Source organism: Brevibacterium sp. FME17 (genome assembly GCF_014897515.1).
GTDB lineage: Bacteria > Actinomycetota > Actinomycetes > Actinomycetales > Brevibacteriaceae > Brevibacterium.
On the sequence record NZ_JABUYD010000002.1, the window covers coordinates 29139 to 50757 of the forward strand.

Here is a 21619-nt window from a genome sequence, read left to right on the forward strand (position 1 = left end):
ATGACCTGGAGCGTTGACGACGTGACTCTGAACTCCCGACTCGTCATGGGCACCGGTGGCGCCAGTTCGCTGAGCATCCTCGAACAGGCCCTGGACGCGTCGGGCACCGAGCTGACGACCGTGGCTCTGCGCCGCTATGACGGACAAGCCCGCGACTCGGTGTTCGCCTTGCTGCAGCGCCTGGGTATTCGCATCCTGCCCAACACTGCCGGATGCTATACCGCCCGGGATGCTGTGCTGACGGCCCAGTTGGCTCGGGAGGCGCTCGAGACGAACTGGGTGAAGCTTGAGGTCATCGCCGATGAGGAGACTCTGCTGCCCGATCCGGTGGAACTGTTCCGTGCCGCGGAGGAACTAGTTCTCGATGGCTTCACGGTCTTTGCCTATACGAACGACGATCCAGCCTTGGCCAAGCGGCTCGAGGATGCTGGGGTGGCCGTGGTCATGCCTGCTGGGGCTCCGATCGGCAGCGGGCTGGGTATCCTCAACCCCCACAACATCGAGACGATCGTCAGCCGTGCCCAGGTGCCCGTGATCCTCGACGCTGGGATCGGCACCGCCTCCGATGCTGCTTTGGCGATGGAGCTCGGCTGCACCGCCGTCCTCCTGGCCTCAGCCGTCACCCGGGCCCACGATGCCACCGCCATGGCGCGAGCGATGTCCCTGGCTGTGGAGTCCGGGCTCCTCGCCGCTCATGCCGGTCGCATCCCGAAACGACCATTGGCCTTCGCCTCGTCGACATTCGACGGGATGGTGACCCCGGCATGAGCGTGGCGAGCAATCCGGGCCCACTCGTCGAACCGGTCGATTGTCTGAGCCCACGGGAACTCGACCGCTACGCCAGGCATCTGAGCCTGCCGGGAATCAGTGTGCTGGGACAGCGGAGGCTTCGGGCCGCTTCGGCGCTGGTCATCGGTGCGGGTGGACTGGGGGCACCTATCCTGCATTACCTGGCCGCGGCCGGGATCGGGTCGATCACGGTCATCGATGACGATGTGGTCGAAGCCTCGAATCTGCAGCGTCAGGTCCTTCACCGCGATGCCGATATCGGGCGAGTCAAGGTCGCTTCCGCCCGTGATGCCCTGCTGCGTCTTGATCCGGAACTTGTGGTCCACACGATGTGTGAGCGGCTGCGTCCTGAGAATGCTCTCGAGCTCTTCTCCTCCCACGACCTGGTCCTCGACGGTGCAGACAATTTTGCGACCCGATACCTGTCCAATGATGCCGCCGAGCTCACCGGCACACCGCTGATATGGGGCACGATCTTTCGCTTCTCGGGGCAGGTCAGCACCTTCGTCCCCGGGCAGGGGCCGATGCTGCGTGACCTGTTTCCAGACATCCCCGAGGCCGACTCCGTGCCCAACTGTGCCGAGGGCGGTGTGCTCGGGGTCCTGTGCGGCACCGTCGGTTCGGCCATGGCCACGGAGGCCGTGAAACTCATCTGCGGAATCGGCACACCGCTGATCGGGCGCCTTCTGCGCTATGACGCTCTGGAGTCCGATTACTCCACACTTCGGTTCTCACCGGATCCTGATCGTCCGCCGGTCACCGACCTAGCCGAGGTGGCCGTTGCCTGCGCTGCTGCCCGTCCGGGACCCGATGGTCGGGATCCGGACCGGGCGGAGGAGATCAGCGTCGACGAATACCGGGCTCACTCCTCGGGTGTTCTTCTCATCGATGTGCGTGCTGACTGGGAGCGGGAGATCGCGGCCATCCCCGGCTCCGTTCACCTGCCGCTGGGCATGCTGCAGATCGAGGGGTGGAGTGCGGTGGAGACAATCGCTGGCCACCCGCCAGTCGACATCGTCATCCATTGCAAGTCGGGGGCTCGCTCCGGCCAAGCCGTGCAGCTCCTCCATGATTCGGCACCGGGTTCCGTGCGCCTGCGGTCTCTGGCAGGCGGCATCGATGCCTGGTCAGCCTCGGGGCAGGAGACGGTTCAGTCGACGGACCAGACCATGGCGCCCGGCGCTCATCACATGTGAGTGCATCCTCTTTGCCACGGGACGCAGCAGGCGAATGGGCATGCGCCGAGTCGTGACACACCACACGGAGCTGATCGTTGTGATCGGGCCCATCTGCTCCAACGTCCACTCCCCGATCCCTCTCAGGTCACCGCTGGCGAAGAACTTCACGAAGTTCGGCGGGTCGGTGTCCTTAAGTTCGATGCCGAAGCTCAATGTCACACCGATCGGACTGTTGACCTGGATGTCGGCACGGCTTCCGGATGCGGTCCCCTCATCGACGGGCACCGCCACTGGCAGGCCCGGCCACCATTGCGGCCACGACTCAATATCGGAGAGCACGGACCACACATCGGCCACAGAGGCATTGACCCTCCACTGGTTCTCAAAGTGGAAGGGCGCTGACTCTCCGGCATACGATTGCACGTGCCGATGAGTATGTTGCTCGTGTGCATGGGTCATGGGTCTCCCGATTATTGTGAGTCGGCGGGTGCCGACTCAACCGTTCTGACTCGACGGTAGTGTGGAATGCGTGAATGAGGAAAGTTTCATCAGCTCCCGTCGGCCCTCGCCCTTAGGTGGACGAAAGCCGACGAAGGACGACCTCGCTGAGTTCGCCAATGACAGTCCCGACGCCATCGATGATGTTCTGCCCAAACATCCGGGTGAACTGTCGATGCTCATCGTCGGAATCAATCCTGGTCTGTGGACGGCCGCAGTCAATGCGCCCTTCGCTCGACCGGGCAACCGCTTCTGGCCGTCTCTGCATCAGGCAGGTCTGACTGATCACCTCGTCGATGCTTCCCTGGGACTCGCTGTAGAAGACGAGGCTCAGCTGCTGGCCCGCGGCATCGGCATCACCAACCTCGTCGGACGGGCCACTGCCCGGGCGGATGAGCTGGACAGGCAGGAACTGCGAGACGGTGCGGCCAGGCTTGTTCACCGCCTCGATGAAATCCGCCCCCGAGCCGTTGCGGTCGCTGGGATCACCTCATTCCGGATCGGATATTCACAACCCACGGCCCACCTGGGGCCACAGGACACGTCCCTCATCGAGGGGTGGCCTGAAGACATCGCGCTGCATGTCGTGCCCCAGCCCAGCGGACTCAATGCCCACTACCAGGTTCCGGACTTGGCGCGGATCTGGCGTGGAGTGTGGGAGAGCATCGAGGACTGAGTTCCTGACCTGATGCGGCCGTGAGCGTGCGTTTCTAGCGCGGTGGCGCGAAATGTTCCCGACAGCGTGCGACATAGGATTCGAGACCGCCGATGTGGCTGGCGTCGATATCCGTGGCACGGGGTTCTGAATCTTCGGCGATGAAGCCAGGCGTACCCACACGTTGGTGGAACACGGCATCCCTGCCGCAGATCGTGCACACGGCCGTCAGTTTGAGAACATCCTCGGCCACCGCCATGAAAGTCGGCATCGGTTCAAAGGGTCCACCGTCGAATGTCACGCACAGGCCTTCGACGATGACTGTGGCACCACGTTCCACCAGTTCGAACACGGTCGGCACCAGGTCAGGGCCGAAGAACTGAGCCTCATCGATGGCCACCAGATCAAAGTCATCGGCACGGGCGACCTCGGCAAGGGACTCGACATCACCAACAGGCACGGCGGGAATATTGATCCCATCGTGTGAGGTGATCGCCGAGAGATCGGAACGGGTATCGAGAGAGTGGCTGAGGACAAGCACCTTGACCCCAGCGATCTTCGCCCGCCGGACCCGGCGCATGAGCTCCTCGGACTTGCCTGAGAACATGGGGCCGGCAATGACGTCGAGGCGTCCTGCCGACCGCGGCGAAGCAACGGGAATCATGGGCATGTCGACAGCCTACGCCGCGATGCTGTCGACCGAAATGGTTCACTGAACCGAAATGAGCCATAGGACCGATTTGGTCAGTCCAGGCAGAACTCGTTGCCCTCAGGATCGGCCATGACGATGAATCCAGACTCCATCGGCGGGCTGGGATCAACCCTCTCCAGACGCTGTGCCCCTAGGCTTTGCAGGCGCTGACTCTCCGATTCCAGCGCATCCATCCGCTCGGGGTTCTGCAGACCGGGAGCCGCACGCACATCGAGATGGACTCTGTTCTTGACGGTTTTGCCCTCGGGAACGATCTGGAAGAACACCCGTGGCCCGCGTCCCTGCGGGTCCTCGATCGCGGCGCGGTAATCCTCCGGCTTCATCTCGATGCCGCGTTCCTCGATGAAGTTCTGCCATGCGGCAAAAGGATCGTCACCGGCATCAAGCCTGACTCCCGGCGGACCGGGTATGACATACCCGAGGACATCTGCCCAGAATGTGGCCTGCTTGACCGGGTCGCGACAATCGAATGTGATCTGAACTGCTCGGCTCATCGTGTCTCCTCATTGAGATAGTTCAACCAAGGCTACCTGCTCTTGCAGTGGTGTCACTGCCCGGTTCGACCGTCGATGCATTCACACAGCAGGTCCGCATGCCCGCAGTGTCTGGCGTACTCCTCGAATCGGTGGATCTGGAGCTCCCTCACCGCTATCTGCGACTGTCCGATGCGGGCGCCCAGATCCTTATGCTTGGCCATCTCAGCATCGGTGAATGCCTGTCCGGCTTCGAGATCTGCCGCCCAGTTCTTCGCCAGCATGTCGGCATCGGCCCTTGATGTTTCGAATGCCGCATCGAGTCCACCATAAAGTGAGGGCCTCTGGCCGTCGTCTGTGATCCAGTTGCACCAGTCTCGTTCAACCTCGGCCATGTGTCTGAGCAGGCCCAAAAGCAACATCGTCGAGGGTGGGACCGACCACGTGGCCAGCTGCTCAGCCTCGACTCCCTCGCATTTCATGCGCAGGGTGAAGCGGTAGTCGTGGATGAACTCGAGCTGAGTCTCGGCCTCGCCGTCGGGACTCGTGCCGTCTGTATTGCGTGGATCATCGTCGGGGTCAACCCACATATCGGGGTAGACGGTGGCCTGGGTCCGTCTGTTCGGGGTTGTGGACATATAGGCATTCTGCTCGCCCAGCGCCCCGGTGACCAGGGTTCTGCAGAAATTTGTCTCCGGGTTGCCGCGAAGAGTTCGTAACCGCACGACGTCGGCTATGACGAGTGCGACCACTGTTTTGTCAGCGGAAACAAACTTGGCACATCCTCGCGGACTGTCTGACCGAAATTCAGTGCACCACCGAAGAGCTTCTCAATGGCATTGACCACATGGAGAACGCGGTCTCTGGACAGTGGGGGCAGCAGTTCGCCGTGTTTGAGATAGCCCTTCAATGAGCCCGTTGCCGCCGTTTTCAGACCGAGTCGTCCGGCGATCAGCCAGGTGACGCATTCGGCTTCGAAGCGTGCCTGTCGTCCGTCGATATCGGTGTTGCTTGCTGTGATTCCCAGCTTGGGGAATGCTCCGCGGTGTCCGGCGTAGACCCGAGCCAGCTCATCGAGCACATGCGCCAACATCACGGTCGGGCTCTGAGTCTTCGGCAGACGCGCGAGAGCCAGGCCCTTTCGGTGAAGGACATCCATGACGAGACGGTGCCCGTCCCACGTCGGTGCCCCCACTGCTTTGAACGGGTTGACCGCGGAGTCAGGGACGGGAGGCCCGTGTGTGTCTTCGACGTCATAGACGAAGCGCACCGGCGCGAAAGGGTGAAGGACGATCAGCGCCACAGCTTCGTCTTTCAGCAGCCGGCCGTATTTCTGCTGCCAGGCGTGCTCTGTTTCGACGAAGATCGCTCCGGCATTCTGTTGTGCGATGAGGGCCGCATTGAACGCCGCGATATGCGGAAATCTGCGGACGAAACCCAGCAGCTCGTCCCATGGCATCACGGACCTGTGGCTGCCGACTTCGGCGTACAGTGCATCAAACGAATTCACGTTCTTATCCATGACCTCACGCTACGACGCGGCACTGACATGGCCGAGATAGTCGGCGTCAGATATGGTCGTTGAGCATTCTCGGGGCTAGCATCGAGTCGGGGACGAGCCGCGATCTCTCAGCAACACCGTGGTCCCACACACGTTCAACCCAGGAGGACTATATGACCGATGGCGACCGCAATCTGACGATTCACATCGGCCATGACGAACTCGTCATCCGCCAGCGGTATCAGGTGCTGAGCATCGTCAACGATGTCCTCATCGGCATTTGGTTCCTCATCGGCAGTTTCATGTTCTTCTCCGACAGATGGGTATTCACAGGAACCTGCCTCTTCGTCCTCGGCAGCCTTGAGATGCTCATCCGACCGGTCATCCGCCTGATCAGACATGTGCACCTGCAGAAGATCCGCGGACCTGAAACCCCGACTACGGACGCCACTTACGACTTCTGAGTCGCCCGGCCCACGCACCCCGGCCGTCGAGTGGGGCAGGTGCCAGGTGCGGACGGAACCGGTCCGCTCATCCTGCCGATGGGACTACCCCGCCACCTCGGCCCTCACAGAGACGACCATCGTCCAGAATCAGGACGCGATCCGCTGTCTCTGACGCCCATCGCCCATCGTGGGTCGTGGCCAGGACGGACCCGCCTCGGCGAAGGAAGTCCGTGATGAACATGTTCAGCCTGTCGATTCCCCTACGGTCTCTGCCCAAGGTCGGTTCGTCGAGGAGGAGGATCCGCGGGCTCATGATCAGTGCCGATGTCATCACCAGGTCCTTGCGGAGGTCGATGCTCAGATCATAGGGATGGATCTCGCTCACCGTGCCCAGCTGAGTCTTCACCATCGCTGAGGTGACCGCTTCCTGGCGTTGGGCGCGGATCGCAACCCGGTCGCGGCGTCGGTGCGCGGGCAAGGGGACAGCGTACATGAGCTCGGCGCACACGGTCGCGGCCGAGAGCTGACTGCCGGGGTCTTGCCCGACCCAAGCAAGATGCCGTGTCCGTTCGTGCGCCTGCGTTTCACCGAGGCTGACCGGAGATCCGTTGTCATCGACGGTGATGATGCCCGATGTTCGGGAGCCGGGCCCGAGTAGGCCCGCGAGACTGCGCAGGAGGGTGGACTTCCCTGCCCCGTTGGATCCCATGATTGTGACGTTCTCGCCGGCTGCGACGTCGAGGTCGATGTCGTTGACAACGGTGGCACCGTCGCGAATGACGCTCAGCCCGCGCGCGGAGAGTGTGAGTGGTGCCGAAGCCGGTGGTCGAGCACTTTCCGAGAGTCCCTGCCCATGTTGCTCAGGGCACCGGGTGTCCCAGATTCCGCAGCGTTCAAGTTCCTGGGCCGACAGACTGGTATCGGTAGTGATCAGCCGACCTGAATCCAGAATGCTCAGCCGATCGCAGGCTTCAGCCACCTCGTCGAACTGATGGGCTGTGATGAGAACCGTACCTCCGGCGGAGCAGAAGTCCTGCAGCACTGTGGCGAGGCGCTGCCGAGTATCCGGGTCCAGGGACAAGGAGGGCTGGTCGAGGACCAGCAGAGAGGGGTTGAGACTCAGCAGCCCGGCCAAGGCCACGAGCTGCCGTTGACCACCGGACAGAGTGTCGAGGCGTCGCCCCCACAGATCGCCGATGTCAAGCGAGTTCAAGGTGTTGCGTGCATGCCGTTCGACCGTTGTGACTTCGTCCCCATGCAAGCGCCCGGACAGTTGGACCTCATCGCCGACGAGGCTCGTCATTCCGCTCAGTTGGGCCTCGGGGTCATCGCCGAGCATGACGGCAGTCCCCTCGAGGTGGATGCGGCCGACGCTGGTTCCACAGTCGCCCAACAAGCCGGTGATCAGGCGCCCCAGGGTGGAGGTGCCCGAGCCCACCGCGCCTAGGATCGCATGCATCTGCCCTCGTGCCAGACGGAGGTCGATGTCTGTCAATGCCGCGAAGGCGTCGCGGCGGTAGGTGAAACCGGCTCCGATCAGTTCGAGCGGCATAGACTCAATCACCCCCGATCAGTTGGTCGGCTGTGGGCAGTGGCAGAACACCTGCCACGGAGCACACGACGAGGACACAGGTCAGGATAGGTGCACCACGGCGCAGGACCCGTTGTCCGGGCCCGTCGTGGTGGTCCTGCAGTGACCTCACCGACATTGATTCTCCAAGGCCGCGCTGTACGAGCACATCGTGGCGCTGCTCGACCCCGATGAGGACGGAGGTGAACAGGCCGGTGACGATGCTCGGGAGCAATCGTGTGCGGACCATCCAGCTGCTGACGTTCCACCCGCGACTGGCCCGAGCCTCAATGATCTGCTGAGTGCGCGTTCGGATGAGTGGAATGAGGCCGATCGCCGAGGCGCAGATATAGGCCACCGAGGAGGGCAGCCGCAGAAATCGCAGACCGTCGAACAGGCGGGCAGAGTCAGCGCCGAGGCCGAAGTATGCGCACAGGGACACGAGGGCGGTGACACGCAGCCAGATCTGAACGGCGATTGCCAGTCCTTCGACGGTGAGCCGAGCAGGACCGTACTCCCACAGCACGGTCACCTCGGCACCTGGATAGAACAGCCCTTGGACGACGCTGAGGACGAGCAGCGTCGGCAGGCTCAATACACAGACCCCGAGCGTCCATGAGTGCAGCCTCACAGCGGGTGAGGCTGCCGCGGCGATGAACGCGGCACCGATGATGGTGATGGGCACGACCGGGGATGGGATGCCGAAGACGAGCAGCAGAGAGCATGCGAGGACGATGATCTCAGTGGCTGGGTGCCAACGACGTGTGGTCTGCCGTTCACGGTCGGAAACAGTCGCTGTCACTCAGCCGACCCGCGCCGGCTCACGGAAACTGCGCGAAAGACTATGGTCAGTGAACGGGTATCGGTTGAGGATACGCCGCGGCAGGGTGCGCACGATGACGTAGGCCAGAGCGAAGATGAGTGCCTTGTCGATGATGTCGGAGAACAGGCTCTGGGCCATGGTCGCGTTGAGCATCTCCAGGCCTGCTGCCTGCAGGATGGCCACAACACCACCGGTGCCCGAGCCCAGGCCGCCCCCGAAGACGTAAGCGGCCACGGGTGCCCCGAGTAATCCGGCCGGGATTCCTGCCAGTGCCCCGGTGATGACGGCGAACCAGGGGGTGCGGAAGGCTCCGAGTCGTGCCGCCCATCCTGCGGCTGCGCCGATGAAGGCCGCTCCAGAGCTGAATGCGATGACGCTGGGGCTCAGGGTGACTCCCCAGATGAGGTTGGAGATGATGCCGGTGAATGCTCCGGCGGCAGGACCGGCGAGAACACCGATCATCACGGTCCCGATGGAGTCGAGGTAGAGCGGAATCGGGGTTACGTTGCCCACAACTTGCCCGATGACGATGTTGGCCGCGATGGCGACGGGGATGAGGGCGAGAATGCTGCGCGGGATGAGCGGCAGGGTGCCGGCTGCGAGGAGAACTCCCCCGGCCAGGTAGCCGAGCATGACCCACAATGTTGTGTGTCCCAGATCAGTGCCGAGGTTAGCCGGTTGGGTCAGGAGGACCGCGATATAGGTGCCGAGGATGATGAGGGTGCCGAGGAAGGTCAGTGTGAAGGGAATTGTGTGACCCTTGGTGCTTTGGTTTTGTGCGGGACCGACGGTGTGCGTCGGCCCCTGCCCAGACTGTCTGGATTCAGTGGTCATGATGGGGTCCTTTGCTCAGTGTCTCGCCGAGGTGGTCGAGGAAGGTCTGTGCGTCGATCGTGCGGATGATCTCAGCGTTGACGCCCTTCCCCCACCGTCCCAGCCAATCGGCGACGGTTTCGCCACGTGTGAGTTTACCGGTGAGTTCGACGTCGACGGGTGCACAGATCGTCGTGGCCCAGGGCAGTGTGCCTCGAGTTCCGTTCGCTAACGGTTCGCTGCTGCCCGCCGAGGTGGCTGTGGCCTCGGTGCTGCGTGCCCATTCGAGGGCGCAGGCGAGGACGAATGGGTCATGGATGTGAGCGATGTAGCCCAGGCCGTCCCATTCGTGGAATTCGAAGTAGAAGCGCAGAGCTTCGGCCATCTGAGCCAGCCAGTCCCTCCATTTCTCTCCTGTGACAAGCACCTCGCTGGTCTCGTCACGGGGCCCCAGCCTCTCGTCACGAGGCGGCGTTGCCTCATCATGGGCCGCCCGCGCTCCGTCGAGGATTGCCTGCAACCGCGCGGGAGTCATCTCAAGAGCCTCGGTGGCTTCGATGGGGGCGATCACCGGCAGTGCCTGCAGAGCACGCTGGCGGTGAGCCTGGTCGAAGGAGGCGATGACGGCCGCCGTCGCCTCGGGGTCGAAGGTGACGTTCCATTCGGTGGTCGGGAGCGTGTTTCCGCGATAGTTGAAGGCACCGCCCATGATGAAGAGTCGCCTCATCAGGCTGGGCAGTTCAGGCTCGAGAGCAAGGGCCAAGGCAAGGTTCGTGGCAGGTCCGATGATGACTCCGATGAGCTCTCCGGGATGGGACCGTGCCGTGTCGACCCAGGCCTGAGCAGCGTCGATGGGGCTCAGCGGTGTGCTCGGCAGTGGAAGCTGAGCGTATCCGGACCCGGTGGGTCCGTGGGTGAGGTCGGCGTACTCGGGTTCAGCACGAGGCGAAGCCGCAGACCGTCGGTCGGCATCGGCGGGTGGCCAGGCAGAGGGGAACCTGCTGCCCGGATGGATGGGGATGTCCCTCCGTCCGGCGAGTTCAAGCCAGCTCTGAACATTGGCACTCACCTGTGCGGTGGACACGTTGCCGCCTGAAGCTGCGATTCCGATGATGTCGACATCGACTTGGCACAGCAGATAGCCGAGGGCGATGGCGTCATCGATTCCGGGGTCACAGTCGAGGAACAGCGGCAGGCGTGGAGGCATGTGCCCTATTCTGCCGGAGACTCGCCTCTGTCTCTCACCAGCGACTCATTCGCACCCAGTTCGGGCACGGTTGTGTCGAGCCCCGTCGCACGAACTGGCAGCACAAGTAGAAGATCCTCGCGGGCGGCTCATTGATGCCGAACTCCTCACGTAGGTCGACGGGTTCTGCGGATTCGAACCCGGTGCCGATATCCGCACCGAACGCGGCACCGGTGATCCACGGGCGTGATGCGAACGTGTAGGCGTTGTTGAATACTTCGCAGTCACAGCAGCAGGCGCCCATACTTCCCAGGCGTTCCATCAGCGCGGTGGCCCTGGGTGCGGTGCGGTCCCGAAATGTCTGGGCGAAGCGATGTGTTCCGTCGCAACCGAATTCACCGAGCTGGCGGAAGACGTAGCAGACCAGGCACTCCCCCTCTCGCGGTGTGAGGATGCGAGCTGAGGCTGCATCGACGATGGTTCTGACTTCTGATTCCATGGTGTCTTTGTCCATGCGGCAACGATTCCAGACGGCACTGACACAAACTGACGCCAAAGCCTACTTCTGAACTAAATCTGTCCTATTCGTGCTGATGAGGCACGTGGTCGATGCGGTGCGCATAGAATCGAGGCCATGAACATTCTTGTCATCGGTGAGGCTCTCATCGACATCGTCAGCTCGGCGGGGGCACCGGATCGCTATGCCCCCGGCGGAGCGCCGGCGAATGTGGCCCTCGGCTTGGGGCGCCTGGGTGCCGATGTGGAGCTGCTCACTGATGTCGGAGATGACTTTCACGGCGGCTTCCTGCTTGCACATCTGCGGGAGTCGAACGTGCAGGTGCACACGCGCCCTACCGGTTCGACCTCGACGGCAAGGGCGCTGCTGTCACCGGATGGTTCTGCCGAATATGATTTCGCGCTGCGCTGGGCGCCGGATCCCTCTGTGGTCGACGACGGCAGGTGGTCGGCGATCCATGTCGGTTCGATTGCGGCTTTCCTCTCCCCCGGTGCCGCGGTCGTCGACGCTCTCCTGGAGCGGGGGCGCCAGTCCTCGGCGCTCCTGTGCTTCGATCCCAACATCCGACCCACCATCATCGGAGACCAGGAGCAGGCGCTGGCTCGGTTCGAGTCAATTGCCTCACGGGTGGATGTCGTCAAGCTCAGTGACGTCGACGCGGATTGGCTCTATCCCGAGCTGAGCCCCGATTCTCAGATTGAGCGGATTCTTCACCTCGGGGCTTCACTGGTGGCACTGACCTGCGGGTCGGAGGGATCCTTCATCACCACCGCCTCGGCGAGGGTGAGCGTTCCCGCGCGCACAGCCAAGGTGGCGGACACGATAGGTGCGGGAGATTGCTTCATGTCCTCGCTGGTGCACGACCTGCAGGACTCTGGTTCACGGCTTGATGCGATGAGCGAGAGCGAACTCAGACAACTCGGTGAGAATGCCTCACGGCGCGCCGCTGTCACCGTCTCTCGGCCCGGAGCCGATCTGCCCTGGGCCAGCGAGGAAGGCACCTAGCTGCTCGAGCACGATTCGGTGCCCATTTCGGCTGCCCTCGATCATGCCCTGACCGACGAACGACACGACCTGGTCGACGATCGAGACACACGTCCCCACCGGGACGTCGGAGAAGGTCCACGTGATCATGGCCGTGCCGAGAACCTCTTCGCCGGACCACACGGTATCCGTGTGGACCACATACGATTCCGCCTCAACACGGATATAGGACATCGCGGCGGAGAACTCCAGTCGCTCCGGGGATCCACACCTGTAGCGCGCACTTCCACCCGTTCTGAAATCATCGTGATCGTAGACGAGACCATCGCCTGCGGGAACTCCCCATTGCTGCCGTGTCTCGGTGTCGGCGAAGGCCGCCCAGACGTCCCTGCGGGGACGTACGATCTCAGTGCTCAGATACAGAGTCTCGGTCATCGGATGCATCGTGGGCACCTCATTCTCCGGAGAGGACGATGCGATTGCTGCCAGGGTCTCCCACCTGCAGGATCCGCTGACCTCCGCCTGACTGCGGGCCACCGTGATCGATGCCGGCTGCGCTGAGTCGATCGGCCAGAGCATCGAGGCTGGTCTCCTGGATGACGATGCTCGAGCGTCCGGCTCGATCGGGCTCGGCCCAGATCTGGACGCCGGCTCCGGGTGCCGGGTGCCATTCGAGCAACCCACTCATCGGTGCGGCGTCGAGTTCTCGGGCGAACAGCTTTGTGTACCAATCCTGTGCGCGCTTCGGATCCTTCACGGTGGCGTTGGCCATGACTCCGGTGAACATGATCGCTCCTTCGAGATCGCATAACGCAGGCAATTGCGTTTTGCAATCACTTCTACCATGCAAACACAGATGCCCGGTTTCTACAAGCATTTGAGGCCATTCAGCCGAACGGCGCCAACGAGAAGCGGCCCCAAGCGAGAAAGGCGAACGCCAGCAGATACGTAACGTCGCCGGCCATCAGCGCCCATTCGCTGCGACGGAAACGAGTCGTTGCCGCTCCCGTCATCACCAACATGAGACCGCAGGCAGCAAGTGGAGACAGAAGGGGAAGAAGCCCAATCAGAGGTGGAACCACCAGACCGATCACACCGATGATCTTGATCGTACCGATGGCTTTGACGTGAGCGGCACCGAAATCATCGACCCAGTGCTGGCTGTTCGCCAGGGACCGGTAGCGCTCCTTGGTGAGGATCAGCTGGGTGGCCCCACCGACCCCGAACGCGATGGCCAGCAGGCCGGTGAGAATCCACAGTACGATATTCATCAGCAAGTTCCCTCTCTCTGGTTTGGAGGTCCGTTCGGGCCTTCACCTTCATGACGAAGCGCGGCACGAAAAGGTAACAGCCATCAGAAAACTTCTTCCGAGCTCGGAATTCGAAGAGCAGCGACCCCACCTCACCGCAGTGGCGACGCAGATCCTCGGCACGCGCACCGACGCCGAGGATGTCGTACAGGAGGCATGGATCCGACTGGACAGGCGGGGCGCAGAAGACATCGAAAACCTCGGCGGTTGGCTGACTCGGGTGGTCGGGCGCATCTGCCTCGACGTTCTGCGCAGACGGACATCACGCGGAGAGACGGCGCTTGATATCTGGGAGGCTGATGTCGTCCTCACCGACGACCACCCTGGCCCAGAAGAGGCCGCCACCCAGTCGGATTCCCTTGGACTGGCCCTGCTGATCGTGCTCGATTCCCTGCGGCCCGAGGAACGATTCGCGTTCGTCCTCCACGACCTCTTCGCCGTGCCCTTTTCTGAGATCGCCACGATCATCGGCCGCTCGAGCGAGGCAGCGAAGATGGCTGCCAGTCGGGCCCGGCGCAAAGTACGCGACGTCCCGGTACCTACGGGCGATCTCACCGAGAGACGCGAGGTCGTCGACGCATTCCTCAGTGCCGCGCGGGATGGTGACTTTGATGCCTTGTTGCATGTGCTCGATCCGAACGTCACTTGGCACCGTTGCTCAATGCGCGGACACACCGTGGAACTCGGGGCAAACGAGGTTCTTGCTGCAGTCAGGCGCGGCGATCCTGGCAAGATCGAGGCCCGACGCATCAGTGTCAACGGCGAGCCGGGAATCTTCGTTTCAACGACGGGCGGTCAGCCTCTGGGCTTGATGTCGTGCACGGTTGCCGAGGGCAAAATGGTCGATATCGTCTCGATCATCGACCCCAGGCGACTGGGGCACATGGAGATACCCTTCCTGCGCGGCCCTTCGGACCGCTGAGGATCCGAGGCTCACGGCATGTCATGAACAGCTATGAGTCCTAGCAAGCGTCGCGTCGTACTCGGCCTGCAGCTGCTCCGAAGCCTTCGGTCGGTCTGGATTCGTTCGCGGCACTCCGAGGTGGATTTCCCTCAGTTCTCCCATGAGGTCGTCGACCAGCTCGGGTGAGTCCGCGAGAATGCGAGCCCGTACCGTCAATTCCGGTGTTGTGGCGCGATGATTCATTCCCCAGCTCCCGAGGGCGACCATCACTGGCACAACCTGGATGCCGGCCTCGGTGAGGGAATAGGCCACCCGCTGCCCCCTGGCGGCATCAGCACGGGTGAGCAGGCCTTCATCGACGAGCTTGCGCAGACGGTCGGCCAACATGTTCGAGGCGATGCCTTCATCGTTGAGAGTCAGCAGTTCACGGAAATACCGTCGACCGCCGAAGACGATGTCCCGGAGCACGATCAGACTCCACGAATCACCCAGGACCTCGACCGCAGCATTGATCGCACAGCCAGATCGCGGTTCGCTTCGCAATTCATTCTCCCAACTGGTTGCGTTCTACAATCACAGCATTCTACGCTGGGAGCAATTCTCGCTGACAATCACACCGGAGTGATCATGTTTCGTGCTCGAGTACACAGCCAATTCGTTTCACTCGACGGCTATTCCGCCGGTGACTACGTTACGTTCGACAAACCCATCGGGGATGCGCAAAGGCTCTTCGGCTGGTTCGACGGTCAAGGAATCGAGGGCATCGGCGACATCGATGCACCTGTGACCTTGGACCGCGCGCTCTTCGCGATGTGGGGGCAGGGCATCGGCGCCGAGATCATGGGACGCCAGAAGTTCGGGCCCCAGGAAGGGCCGTGGCCCTACGACGGATGGCGCGGCTGGTGGGGCGAGGAACCGCCGTTCAAGACTCCGTGCTTCGTGCTCACTCACCATCCCCATGAGGCAATGCACTTTCCCAATGGAACGAGCTTTCACTTCATCGATGCCACCGCGGAACAGGCTCTGAAACAGGCAAAGGAAGCAGCCAATGGTCTCGACGTGCGCATCGGCGGTGGTCCCTCGACCATCCGCCAGTTCCTCGCCGCAGACCTCGTGGACTTCATGAGTGTGGCAATCGTTCCGATCACACTGGGCCACGGAACCTCGCTGTGGGAAGGGCTGGGCGGAGTCGAAGACCGTTTCACCATCGAAACGATCGGTTCCTTAAGCGGCCTGACTCATCAGTTGTGGAACAGAAAAGACCGGGCGGGTTCGTCCTGAACCCGCCCGGTCTCTGCTCGATGAAGCCCGCTGCTACTTCACAGCCTCGGCGATCGGAGTGTCACCGTCATAGAAGTTCACGGTCTCACGGACCGCTGCTTTCTGGGAGATGACGTGCGTGATGACGTCGGCGACGAGCTCGCGTGAGGTGACCCGCGTGTCATCGCTGGGCGTCTGCCCCTCGACGTCTCCGGACGCGTCGGCCAACGTCAGGGCGCCCTTGGACGGTTCCAGGGTGAGTCCGCCGGGGCCGAGGACGGTGTAGTCAAGCGAACTTGCCCGCAGGTGTTCGTCCGCTCCGTGCTTCGCCTCCACGTAGGGGTAGAACGAGTTGTCCGGGTCAACGCGGTCGAGGTCGATTCCGGCGGTCGCATAGGACACGATGACGTAGCGGTCGACTCCAGCCTTCGCGCTTGCGTCAATCGATCTCTTGGCTGCTTCGAAGTCGACCGCTCGGGTCCGCTCGGGGTTACCACCACCGGCACCGGCGGAGAACACAACCGCCTTTGCCCCGGTGAAGAGTTCGGCGAGTTTGTCCGTATCTGCCGACTCGATGTCGAGGACGACGGCATTCGCGCCCGCGGCCTCCACATCGGCGGTCTGATCCGGGTTGCGGATGACGGAATCCACCGAGTATCCGGCTTCTTTGAGCTTCGGTGCGGCCATGAGGGCGATCTTGCCGTGTCCTCCGAGAATCACTACGCGGTCTGCATCAGACATGTATCTCTCCTTCGTCGGTGTGCTGGTGGTTCCTGCTCTCAGGACAGCCACAAATGCCAGCAGATTATTCCCACAGACGTCGCCGATCAGCGACATCCCTGTACCGTTGGGATATGAATTCGGTGGCGAATCGACTCATCAATGGCGAGGTTGAGGTTGTGCCGGCAACGCCCGATCTCTGGCCCCGGGTGGGCCGTGTCTACGGTCCTCGCGAAAAGAATCCCGACTCGTGCTGGTGCCAACGGTTCCAGCGGCACGCCGCTGTAGACAACCGGACTGCACTGCGGCGTGAGATCGAAGATTCGACTCTGCCGATCGGCCTGCTGGCCTTCATCGATGACGAGGCCGTGGGATGGACGCGGATCGTCCCCCGCTCATCTCTTCCCGGAATTATGGAGAATCGGGCACTTGCGCGGCTGTTGGACGATTCAGCTGATGCCTGGTGGGTCTCGTGTTTCGTCATCAGACGTGAACATCGGGGCAAAGGAATCGGCACGGCTCTTCTGCGCCGAGCTGCTGACTGGGCCTTTGACCACGGTGCAACGTGTGTCGACGGTCATCCGGTTGATATCTCAGCCCTCAGCGGCGCCCCCGCACCCTCAGCTGTATTCACCGGAACGGTGTCGATGTTCCAGGCGGCGGGATTCGCCGAGGTCGGTCGGACCTATCGAAGCCGTCCCGTCATGCGGCTACTCCGATCTGACGACGCGACGCGGTCGTGGACGACGCGGCGCAGGTGTGGATGATCATGGACCCGAAGGCACCTTCGATCGATCTCAGTTATCCGTTCACGGGCCGTTGGCTGGTACAGAACAGTCCCGCTGATCGGGTGCCCAGCCACGGGACGACGATGTTCGCCTCTGCATTCGCCATTGACTTCGTTCCCGTCGACGAGACCGGAAAGTCTGCACCCTACACTGTGGCGTCATTCTTCCGTTCGGAAGCTCCTGAGACTTTCCCCGGATTCGGAAGACCTGTTCTGGCACCGCTCGACGGAACGGTCGTGTCCACTGTTCACTCCGAAATCGATCATCTGGCACACCGGGGCCTGCCGTCCATCGGGTACGCGGCGAGTCAGCGTGGACGCGTCGCCGGCGGATGGATGTCAGCCGCGGGAAATCATGTGCTGCTCGAGTCCGGCGGGATCGTCGTGGCGGTGTGTCACCTGCAACAGGGCAGCATCAGCGTCCGGGCAGGGCAACGAGTCGGAGCAGGGGAGGTGCTGGGTCGGTGCGGGAATTCAGGCAACAGCACCGAACCCCATGTTCATCTGCAAGCCATGGACGGCAGGGACCCGCAGCGAGCTCACCCCGTCCCGATAGCCTTCGACGGAGTCCTGCCGCGTAACGGCACAGTCCTGAAGATGTGAATGACGAGCACTGCCACGCACGGTGCTCAGTTGCCCTGATGGCTACGGCAAAGCGAGTCCTGAGAGTCGAGAAGGAGCAGGTGCTCTAACCTGGTGACCATGCTTCGACGCCTTGCCGCCCGCGCGTTCTGGTTCCTAGGCCCTTGGAAACTGGTCACCGAGCCCGCCCCGAACCAACCCACCGTCCTCATCGGCGCCCCTCACACCTCCAACTGGGACTTCCCCGTCATGCTCGCCATCGCCTGGCGCCTGGGCATCGATGTGCACTGGATGGGCAAAACGAGCCTGTTCACAAGCTGGCGTGGACCGATCATGCGCGGACTTGGCGGCATTCCTGTCGATCGATCCGATCCCAAACGCGTCGTCGCCGAGGTGATCGACCGTGTCCATTCCGGAGAGGTCTTCGGGCTGGTCGTCACCCCCGACGGCACCCGCAAAGGGCACACCCACTGGAAATCAGGCTTCTATCGGATAGCCATGAAGACCGGGATGCCTGTGACGCTCGGCTTCGTCGACCGGACGACGATGACCACCGGGCTGGGGCCGACGATCGAACTGACCGGGGACGTGGCTGCAGACATGGACCGGATCCGTGAGTTCTACGCCGACAAGGCAGGCATTCGTCCCAAACATCGCGTCGAACCACGACTGCGCGAGGAATTCGAAACAGACTGAGCACATGGATGATCTGCGCGTGCCCGCCGGACCCGGGATACCTCACGGCCTCATGGTGCCCGGATCCGAGCTGAGCGAACAGTTTTCGCGGTCGTCCGGTCCTGGCGGACAACACGTGAACACTTCAGACACACGCGTGCAACTGAGCCTCGACCTCGGATCGACCACGGTGCTGACGGACGAGCAACGCGAGCGTGTCCTGCATATTCTCTCGCCCAAGCTCTCCGGAACAGTCCTCACCGTCAATTCCGAACACCAGCGCTCGCAGCTGCGCAATCGCACTGCAGCACGGGATCGACTGACCGAGCTCTTGAGAGAAGCGCTCGCTCCACCCGTTGAACGTCGGGCCACGAAACCGTCGCGGAACTCGCGCCGACGGCGGGCGCGAGCAGAGGGTCGACGCTCGGAGATCAAACGCAATCGCAGACGGCCCAGGCTCGACTGACCTTCCCACCGAATGACATGAGTGGCGACGAAGAGCACAATGGACCATATGAACAGCATCGAGATTCTCACCGACTTGGCCCAACGACCTGTCGATGCAGCCAAGCGTCTGCCGACGCTCACCGCCGAGCAGCTCAACGCCCACCCCGGCGAGCATCCCAATTCGATTGCCTGGCTGCTGTGGCACACCGGACGCGAAGTTGATGTCCAACTCTCCGACCTGACCGGTGACGAGCAGGTGTGGGAGAAGTTCCGGGATCGTTTCGCACTGGGAGAACTCGGTGACTCCGTCGGCCTCGGACACACCGCTGAGCAGGCCGCGGCGATTCGGGTCGAGGACCAGCAGCTGCTTGTCGACCATCTGGGGGCCACGCTGACAGCGCTGGGCCGCTACATCAGCGAACTGTCCGAAGCAGACCTGGACGACGTCATTGACGAGAGCTGGACTCCCCCGGTCACACGCGGAGTGCGCCTAGCTTCGATCATCGATGACGCCGCCGTGCATGTCGGCCAAGCCGCCTACGCCGCAGGTTCCCTGACCGCAAAGTAGCACGATGCTGGAGGTAGGTGAGCTCAGCGTATAGTCGAAGGTGGAGCTGACTCTGGTTCCCCGACGATGGGAGGCCGGATGACCGGCACCGCACAACCGACCACTGCCGCCACCACCGCCTCGGCGTCCGATGGGACACCTGGTACCGACCTACTCACCCTTGGCCTGCTCGCTGGCTCCTCGATGGAGAACGAACGGCGCCTCCCGCTCCACCCTCACCACCTCGACCGCATCGACCCCGATATCCGGGCACGGATGATCGTCGAACGAGGCTATGCCGAAGACTTCCAGCTCTCGCCTGGCTACATCGAGTCTCGTGTCGGACGCGTGGCCGAACGCTCCGAAGTGATCGAATCAGCCGATGTGCTGCTTCTGCCGAAGCCCCAGGCCGCAGACGTGGAGGCGATTCCCGAAAACCGCGTGCTGTGGGGCTGGCCGCACTGCGTGCAGGATGTGGCGATGGCGCAGACTGCGATAGATCGTCGGCTGACTCTCATCGCCTTCGAAGCGATGAACCATTGGACCCCGAAGGGAGATTTCAGCCTGCACGTGTTCCACCAGAACAACGAACTGGCCGGCTACTGCTCTGTCCAGCACGCGTTGAGCCTGACCGGCTCCACCGGTGACTATGGTCCGCGACTCAGTGCCGTCGTCATCGGGTTCGGAGCAACAGCGCGAGGTGCTGTGACCGCGCTGAAGGCCCAGGGGATCCACGACATCCAGGTACTCACGCAGCGAGGGGTCGCAGCCGTCGGGTCGCCGATCCACAGCGCACACATCACCCAACTCAACACCGGCGATGGACCTGTCCACCTCAGCACGGTGGTCACCGACGCTGGCGATGTCCTGCTCCCGACATTCCTCGCATCGCACAACATCGTGCTCAACTGCACGCTCCAGGATGTCTCCTCGCCGATTACCTATCTGCGCACGGAAGATCTGAAGGAGTTCGCCCCGGGCAGTCTGATCATCGACGTTTCCTGCGATGAGGGAATGGGCTTCGAGTGGGCGAAGCCCACCGGCTTCGACAATCCGATGTTCACCGTCGGGCAAGGAGTCAACTACTACGCCGTCGACCACACTCCGTCGTACCTGTGGAACTCCGCGACGTGGGAGATCAGCGAAGCGATCATGCCCTATCTCCGCACAGTCATGGAAGGACCAGATGCGTGGGCACAGGTTCCCACGATCTCCCGAGCGATCGAAATCGACAATGGAGAGATCAAGAACCCGAGTATCTTGAGCTTTCAGGAGCGAGGACCTGAGTACCCGTACCCCAGGACCGTCGATATGAGCTGAGTTCGCAGCAGGACGTCACATGGTCGGTCGCAGGCTCTCCACGAGGATGCTCGCCCCCTGTGCCCCGGCCTTCGTCGGCAGGAGGGCATAGACGTGCAGTTGGCCTTCGCCTTCGTGCCACGTCACTGAGACTCCTGCTCCTCGCGCCTTAGTGCCGAACAGATTGGCGTCCGGGTTGAGCACGTCCCGAGTCCCGGTGAGGATGGTCAGCGGTCCAAGCCCGCTCATGTCACCGAATAGGGGGCTGACTATCGGATCCTCAATTTCATCGTCACCGCGCCATCTCTGGGCCAGGAGGCGACCTCCGGAACGGCCCAGCCACGGGTCGAAGGGCTGTACCGCGTCGATCTGCGGGTTCTTCCACGTCAGATCCAGCGCCGGCGACAGCAGAGTTGTGCCCGGCAGCTGTGTACCTTGGTCGCGCAGGTGCAGTGCTGCAGACAGAGCGATCTGACCGCCGGCGGAATCCCCGGCAAGACGTACCTGATGATCGGAGTCGAGCTCGGCGCGAATCAGGTCGACGACGCCATCGCGGGCTTCACGTGCCGTGCCGAAGGGCAGCAACGGATAGATCGGCACGATGACGCGCTGGTTCGTCTTTCGAGCGATGCGGGCAATGAGCTTCCAATGCTGAGGAACGATTTCGTTGACCCAGCCGCCACCGTGGACGTAGACCACGACAGCCTTAGGCCGAGCCCAGCTGGAAATAGGTGTCGATGGTTCAACGTCATAGACCGGCCATGCGCTCGGACCCGACAGTCGGCGGTTCACACTCACGCCTTCTAATCGTGAGGGCGGAGCGTAGGAGGCGGGTCGGACAAAACGCTCATCGATGCGTCGGTGCGCTCCTTCCTCGGTTACGAACGGCCGATTTGCCCGTGTCGCTTTGAGATAGATAGGGACGATCGATTCGGGAAGCAGG

General features: G+C 62.5%; 29 protein-coding genes. 13 read left to right on the forward strand and 16 right to left on the reverse strand.

What is annotated here, in order from left to right; all coding sequences use genetic code 11:
• A complete protein-coding gene (locus INT40_RS02070) occupies positions 1-768 on the forward strand; it encodes a thiazole synthase (RefSeq protein WP_193095379.1) in 768 nt (255 codons plus the stop codon).
• Positions 765-1985: a ThiF family adenylyltransferase gene (locus tag INT40_RS02075; RefSeq protein WP_193095380.1), complete on the forward strand. Its 1221-nt coding sequence runs from the start codon at positions 765-767 to the stop codon at positions 1983-1985. The genes INT40_RS02070 and INT40_RS02075 overlap by 4 nt, the downstream gene beginning before the upstream one ends.
• Here INT40_RS02075 and INT40_RS02080 read toward each other — a convergent pair.
• Positions 1917-2426, reverse strand: a complete 510-nt coding sequence (locus tag INT40_RS02080; protein WP_101569854.1) for an SRPBCC family protein — start codon at positions 2424-2426, stop codon at positions 1917-1919. The two genes, INT40_RS02075 and INT40_RS02080, sit on opposite strands and share 69 nt — an antisense overlap.
• Positions 2427-2496: 70 nt before the next feature.
• Between INT40_RS02080 and INT40_RS02085 the strand changes: the two genes are divergently transcribed.
• Positions 2497-3141, forward strand: coding sequence for a mismatch-specific DNA-glycosylase (locus INT40_RS02085; protein WP_219618824.1), 645 nt, complete (start codon positions 2497-2499; stop codon positions 3139-3141).
• Between the two features lie 34 nt (positions 3142-3175).
• Here the strand turns inward: INT40_RS02085 and INT40_RS02090 are convergent, their stop codons facing one another.
• The 4 genes from INT40_RS02090 to INT40_RS02105 form a co-directional block, all read right to left on the reverse strand.
• Positions 3176-3784, reverse strand: a complete 609-nt coding sequence (locus INT40_RS02090) for a thymidine kinase (RefSeq protein WP_101569853.1) — start codon at positions 3782-3784, stop codon at positions 3176-3178.
• 80 nt (positions 3785-3864) lie between these two features.
• Positions 3865-4326 (reverse strand): VOC family protein, encoded by a 462-nt coding sequence (locus tag INT40_RS02095; protein ID WP_101569852.1) that lies wholly within the window; start codon positions 4324-4326, stop codon positions 3865-3867.
• A gap of 53 nt (positions 4327-4379) precedes the next feature.
• Positions 4380-4943, reverse strand: a complete 564-nt coding sequence (locus INT40_RS02100) for a DUF664 domain-containing protein (protein WP_193070709.1) — start codon at positions 4941-4943, stop codon at positions 4380-4382.
• Positions 4944-5038: 95 nt separating this feature from the next.
• The gene (locus INT40_RS02105) at positions 5039-5827 is read right to left on the reverse strand and encodes a hypothetical protein (protein ID WP_193070710.1); all 789 of its coding nucleotides are present in this window, start codon (positions 5825-5827) and stop codon (positions 5039-5041) included.
• Between the two features lie 152 nt (positions 5828-5979).
• Here INT40_RS02105 and INT40_RS02110 point away from each other — a divergent pair, with 152 nt between their 5' ends.
• Entirely contained in the window at positions 5980-6270 is a 291-nt protein-coding gene (locus tag INT40_RS02110; protein WP_101569850.1) for a YrhK family protein, read from the forward strand.
• 67 nt (positions 6271-6337) lie between these two features.
• On the opposite strand, the gene INT40_RS02115 is transcribed toward INT40_RS02110, so the two are convergent.
• Genes INT40_RS02115 through INT40_RS02135 form a run of 5 tightly spaced genes read right to left on the reverse strand, consistent with a single transcriptional unit; the run spans position 6338 to position 11158 of the window.
• A complete protein-coding gene (locus INT40_RS02115) occupies positions 6338-7804 on the reverse strand; it encodes an ATP-binding cassette domain-containing protein (protein ID WP_193070711.1) in 1467 nt (488 codons plus the stop codon).
• Positions 7805-7808: 4 nt separating this feature from the next.
• On the reverse strand, positions 7809-8624 hold the full coding sequence (locus tag INT40_RS02120; protein WP_193070712.1) for an energy-coupling factor transporter transmembrane component T family protein: 816 nt from the start codon (positions 8622-8624) through the stop codon (positions 7809-7811).
• On the reverse strand, positions 8625-9479 hold the full coding sequence (locus tag INT40_RS02125) for a histidine kinase (protein ID WP_101569847.1): 855 nt from the start codon (positions 9477-9479) through the stop codon (positions 8625-8627).
• The gene (locus tag INT40_RS02130) at positions 9469-10665 is read right to left on the reverse strand and encodes a nucleoside hydrolase (RefSeq protein ID WP_193095381.1); all 1197 of its coding nucleotides are present in this window, start codon (positions 10663-10665) and stop codon (positions 9469-9471) included. The genes INT40_RS02125 and INT40_RS02130 overlap by 11 nt, the downstream gene beginning before the upstream one ends.
• A 34-nt stretch (positions 10666-10699) precedes the next feature.
• Complete coding sequence (locus tag INT40_RS02135; RefSeq protein WP_193070714.1) at positions 10700-11158, reverse strand: DUF2695 domain-containing protein; 459 nt, start codon at positions 11156-11158, stop codon at positions 10700-10702.
• Between the two features lie 120 nt (positions 11159-11278).
• On the opposite strand from INT40_RS02135, the gene INT40_RS02140 reads away from it, so the two are divergent.
• Positions 11279-12166, forward strand: a complete 888-nt coding sequence (locus tag INT40_RS02140) for a carbohydrate kinase family protein (protein WP_193070715.1) — start codon at positions 11279-11281, stop codon at positions 12164-12166.
• On the opposite strand, the gene INT40_RS02145 is transcribed toward INT40_RS02140, so the two are convergent.
• From INT40_RS02145 to INT40_RS02155, 3 genes are all read right to left on the reverse strand, one after another.
• Positions 12095-12580, reverse strand: coding sequence for an SRPBCC domain-containing protein (locus INT40_RS02145; RefSeq protein ID WP_180958877.1), 486 nt, complete (start codon positions 12578-12580; stop codon positions 12095-12097). The two genes, INT40_RS02140 and INT40_RS02145, sit on opposite strands and share 72 nt — an antisense overlap.
• A 19-nt stretch (positions 12581-12599) precedes the next feature.
• Positions 12600-12932, reverse strand: a complete 333-nt coding sequence (locus INT40_RS02150; RefSeq protein WP_193070716.1) for a VOC family protein — start codon at positions 12930-12932, stop codon at positions 12600-12602.
• A 100-nt stretch (positions 12933-13032) separates the two neighbouring features.
• Positions 13033-13416 carry a DoxX family protein gene (locus tag INT40_RS02155; RefSeq protein WP_101569841.1) on the reverse strand — a complete coding sequence of 128 codons (384 nt, stop codon included), beginning with the start codon at positions 13414-13416 and terminating at the stop codon, positions 13033-13035.
• An 82-nt stretch (positions 13417-13498) separates the two neighbouring features.
• On the opposite strand from INT40_RS02155, the gene INT40_RS02160 reads away from it, so the two are divergent.
• Positions 13499-14377, forward strand: coding sequence for a sigma-70 family RNA polymerase sigma factor (locus INT40_RS02160; RefSeq protein WP_319020832.1), 879 nt, complete (start codon positions 13499-13501; stop codon positions 14375-14377).
• A gap of 21 nt (positions 14378-14398) precedes the next feature.
• Here INT40_RS02160 and INT40_RS02165 read toward each other — a convergent pair whose 3' ends face one another.
• Entirely contained in the window at positions 14399-14902 is a 504-nt protein-coding gene (locus INT40_RS02165) for a winged helix-turn-helix transcriptional regulator (RefSeq protein WP_193070718.1), read from the reverse strand.
• Positions 14903-14986: 84 nt separating this feature from the next.
• Between INT40_RS02165 and INT40_RS02170 the strand changes: the two genes are divergently transcribed.
• Positions 14987-15640: a dihydrofolate reductase family protein gene (locus INT40_RS02170; RefSeq protein ID WP_101569838.1), complete on the forward strand. Its 654-nt coding sequence runs from the start codon at positions 14987-14989 to the stop codon at positions 15638-15640.
• A 33-nt stretch (positions 15641-15673) separates the two neighbouring features.
• Here INT40_RS02170 and INT40_RS02175 read toward each other — a convergent pair whose 3' ends face one another.
• Positions 15674-16360 (reverse strand): SDR family oxidoreductase, encoded by a 687-nt coding sequence (locus INT40_RS02175; protein WP_101569913.1) that lies wholly within the window; start codon positions 16358-16360, stop codon positions 15674-15676.
• A gap of 113 nt (positions 16361-16473) precedes the next feature.
• Here INT40_RS02175 and INT40_RS02180 point away from each other — a divergent pair, with 113 nt between their 5' ends.
• The 6 genes from INT40_RS02180 (at position 16474) to INT40_RS02205 (ending at position 20697) form a co-directional block, all read left to right on the forward strand.
• Positions 16474-17106 (forward strand): GNAT family N-acetyltransferase, encoded by a 633-nt coding sequence (locus tag INT40_RS02180; protein ID WP_101569837.1) that lies wholly within the window; start codon positions 16474-16476, stop codon positions 17104-17106.
• Positions 17107-17108: 2 nt separating this feature from the next.
• Complete coding sequence (locus INT40_RS02185; RefSeq protein WP_308298049.1) at positions 17109-17729, forward strand: M23 family metallopeptidase; 621 nt, start codon at positions 17109-17111, stop codon at positions 17727-17729.
• 99 nt (positions 17730-17828) lie between these two features.
• The gene (locus INT40_RS02190) at positions 17829-18404 is read left to right on the forward strand and encodes a 1-acyl-sn-glycerol-3-phosphate acyltransferase (protein ID WP_193070719.1); all 576 of its coding nucleotides are present in this window, start codon (positions 17829-17831) and stop codon (positions 18402-18404) included.
• 4 nt (positions 18405-18408) lie between these two features.
• The gene (gene arfB, locus INT40_RS02195; protein ID WP_101569834.1) at positions 18409-18849 is read left to right on the forward strand and encodes an alternative ribosome rescue aminoacyl-tRNA hydrolase ArfB; all 441 of its coding nucleotides are present in this window, start codon (positions 18409-18411) and stop codon (positions 18847-18849) included.
• Between the two features lie 48 nt (positions 18850-18897).
• Complete coding sequence (locus INT40_RS02200) at positions 18898-19398, forward strand: mycothiol transferase (protein ID WP_193070720.1); 501 nt, start codon at positions 18898-18900, stop codon at positions 19396-19398.
• 78 nt (positions 19399-19476) lie between these two features.
• Positions 19477-20697 (forward strand): N(5)-(carboxyethyl)ornithine synthase, encoded by a 1221-nt coding sequence (locus tag INT40_RS02205; protein ID WP_193095382.1) that lies wholly within the window; start codon positions 19477-19479, stop codon positions 20695-20697.
• A gap of 15 nt (positions 20698-20712) precedes the next feature.
• On the opposite strand, the gene INT40_RS02210 is transcribed toward INT40_RS02205, so the two are convergent.
• On the reverse strand, positions 20713-21468 hold the full coding sequence (locus tag INT40_RS02210; RefSeq protein ID WP_319021915.1) for an alpha/beta hydrolase fold domain-containing protein: 756 nt from the start codon (positions 21466-21468) through the stop codon (positions 20713-20715).
• Positions 21469-21619: the final 151 nt, after the last annotated feature.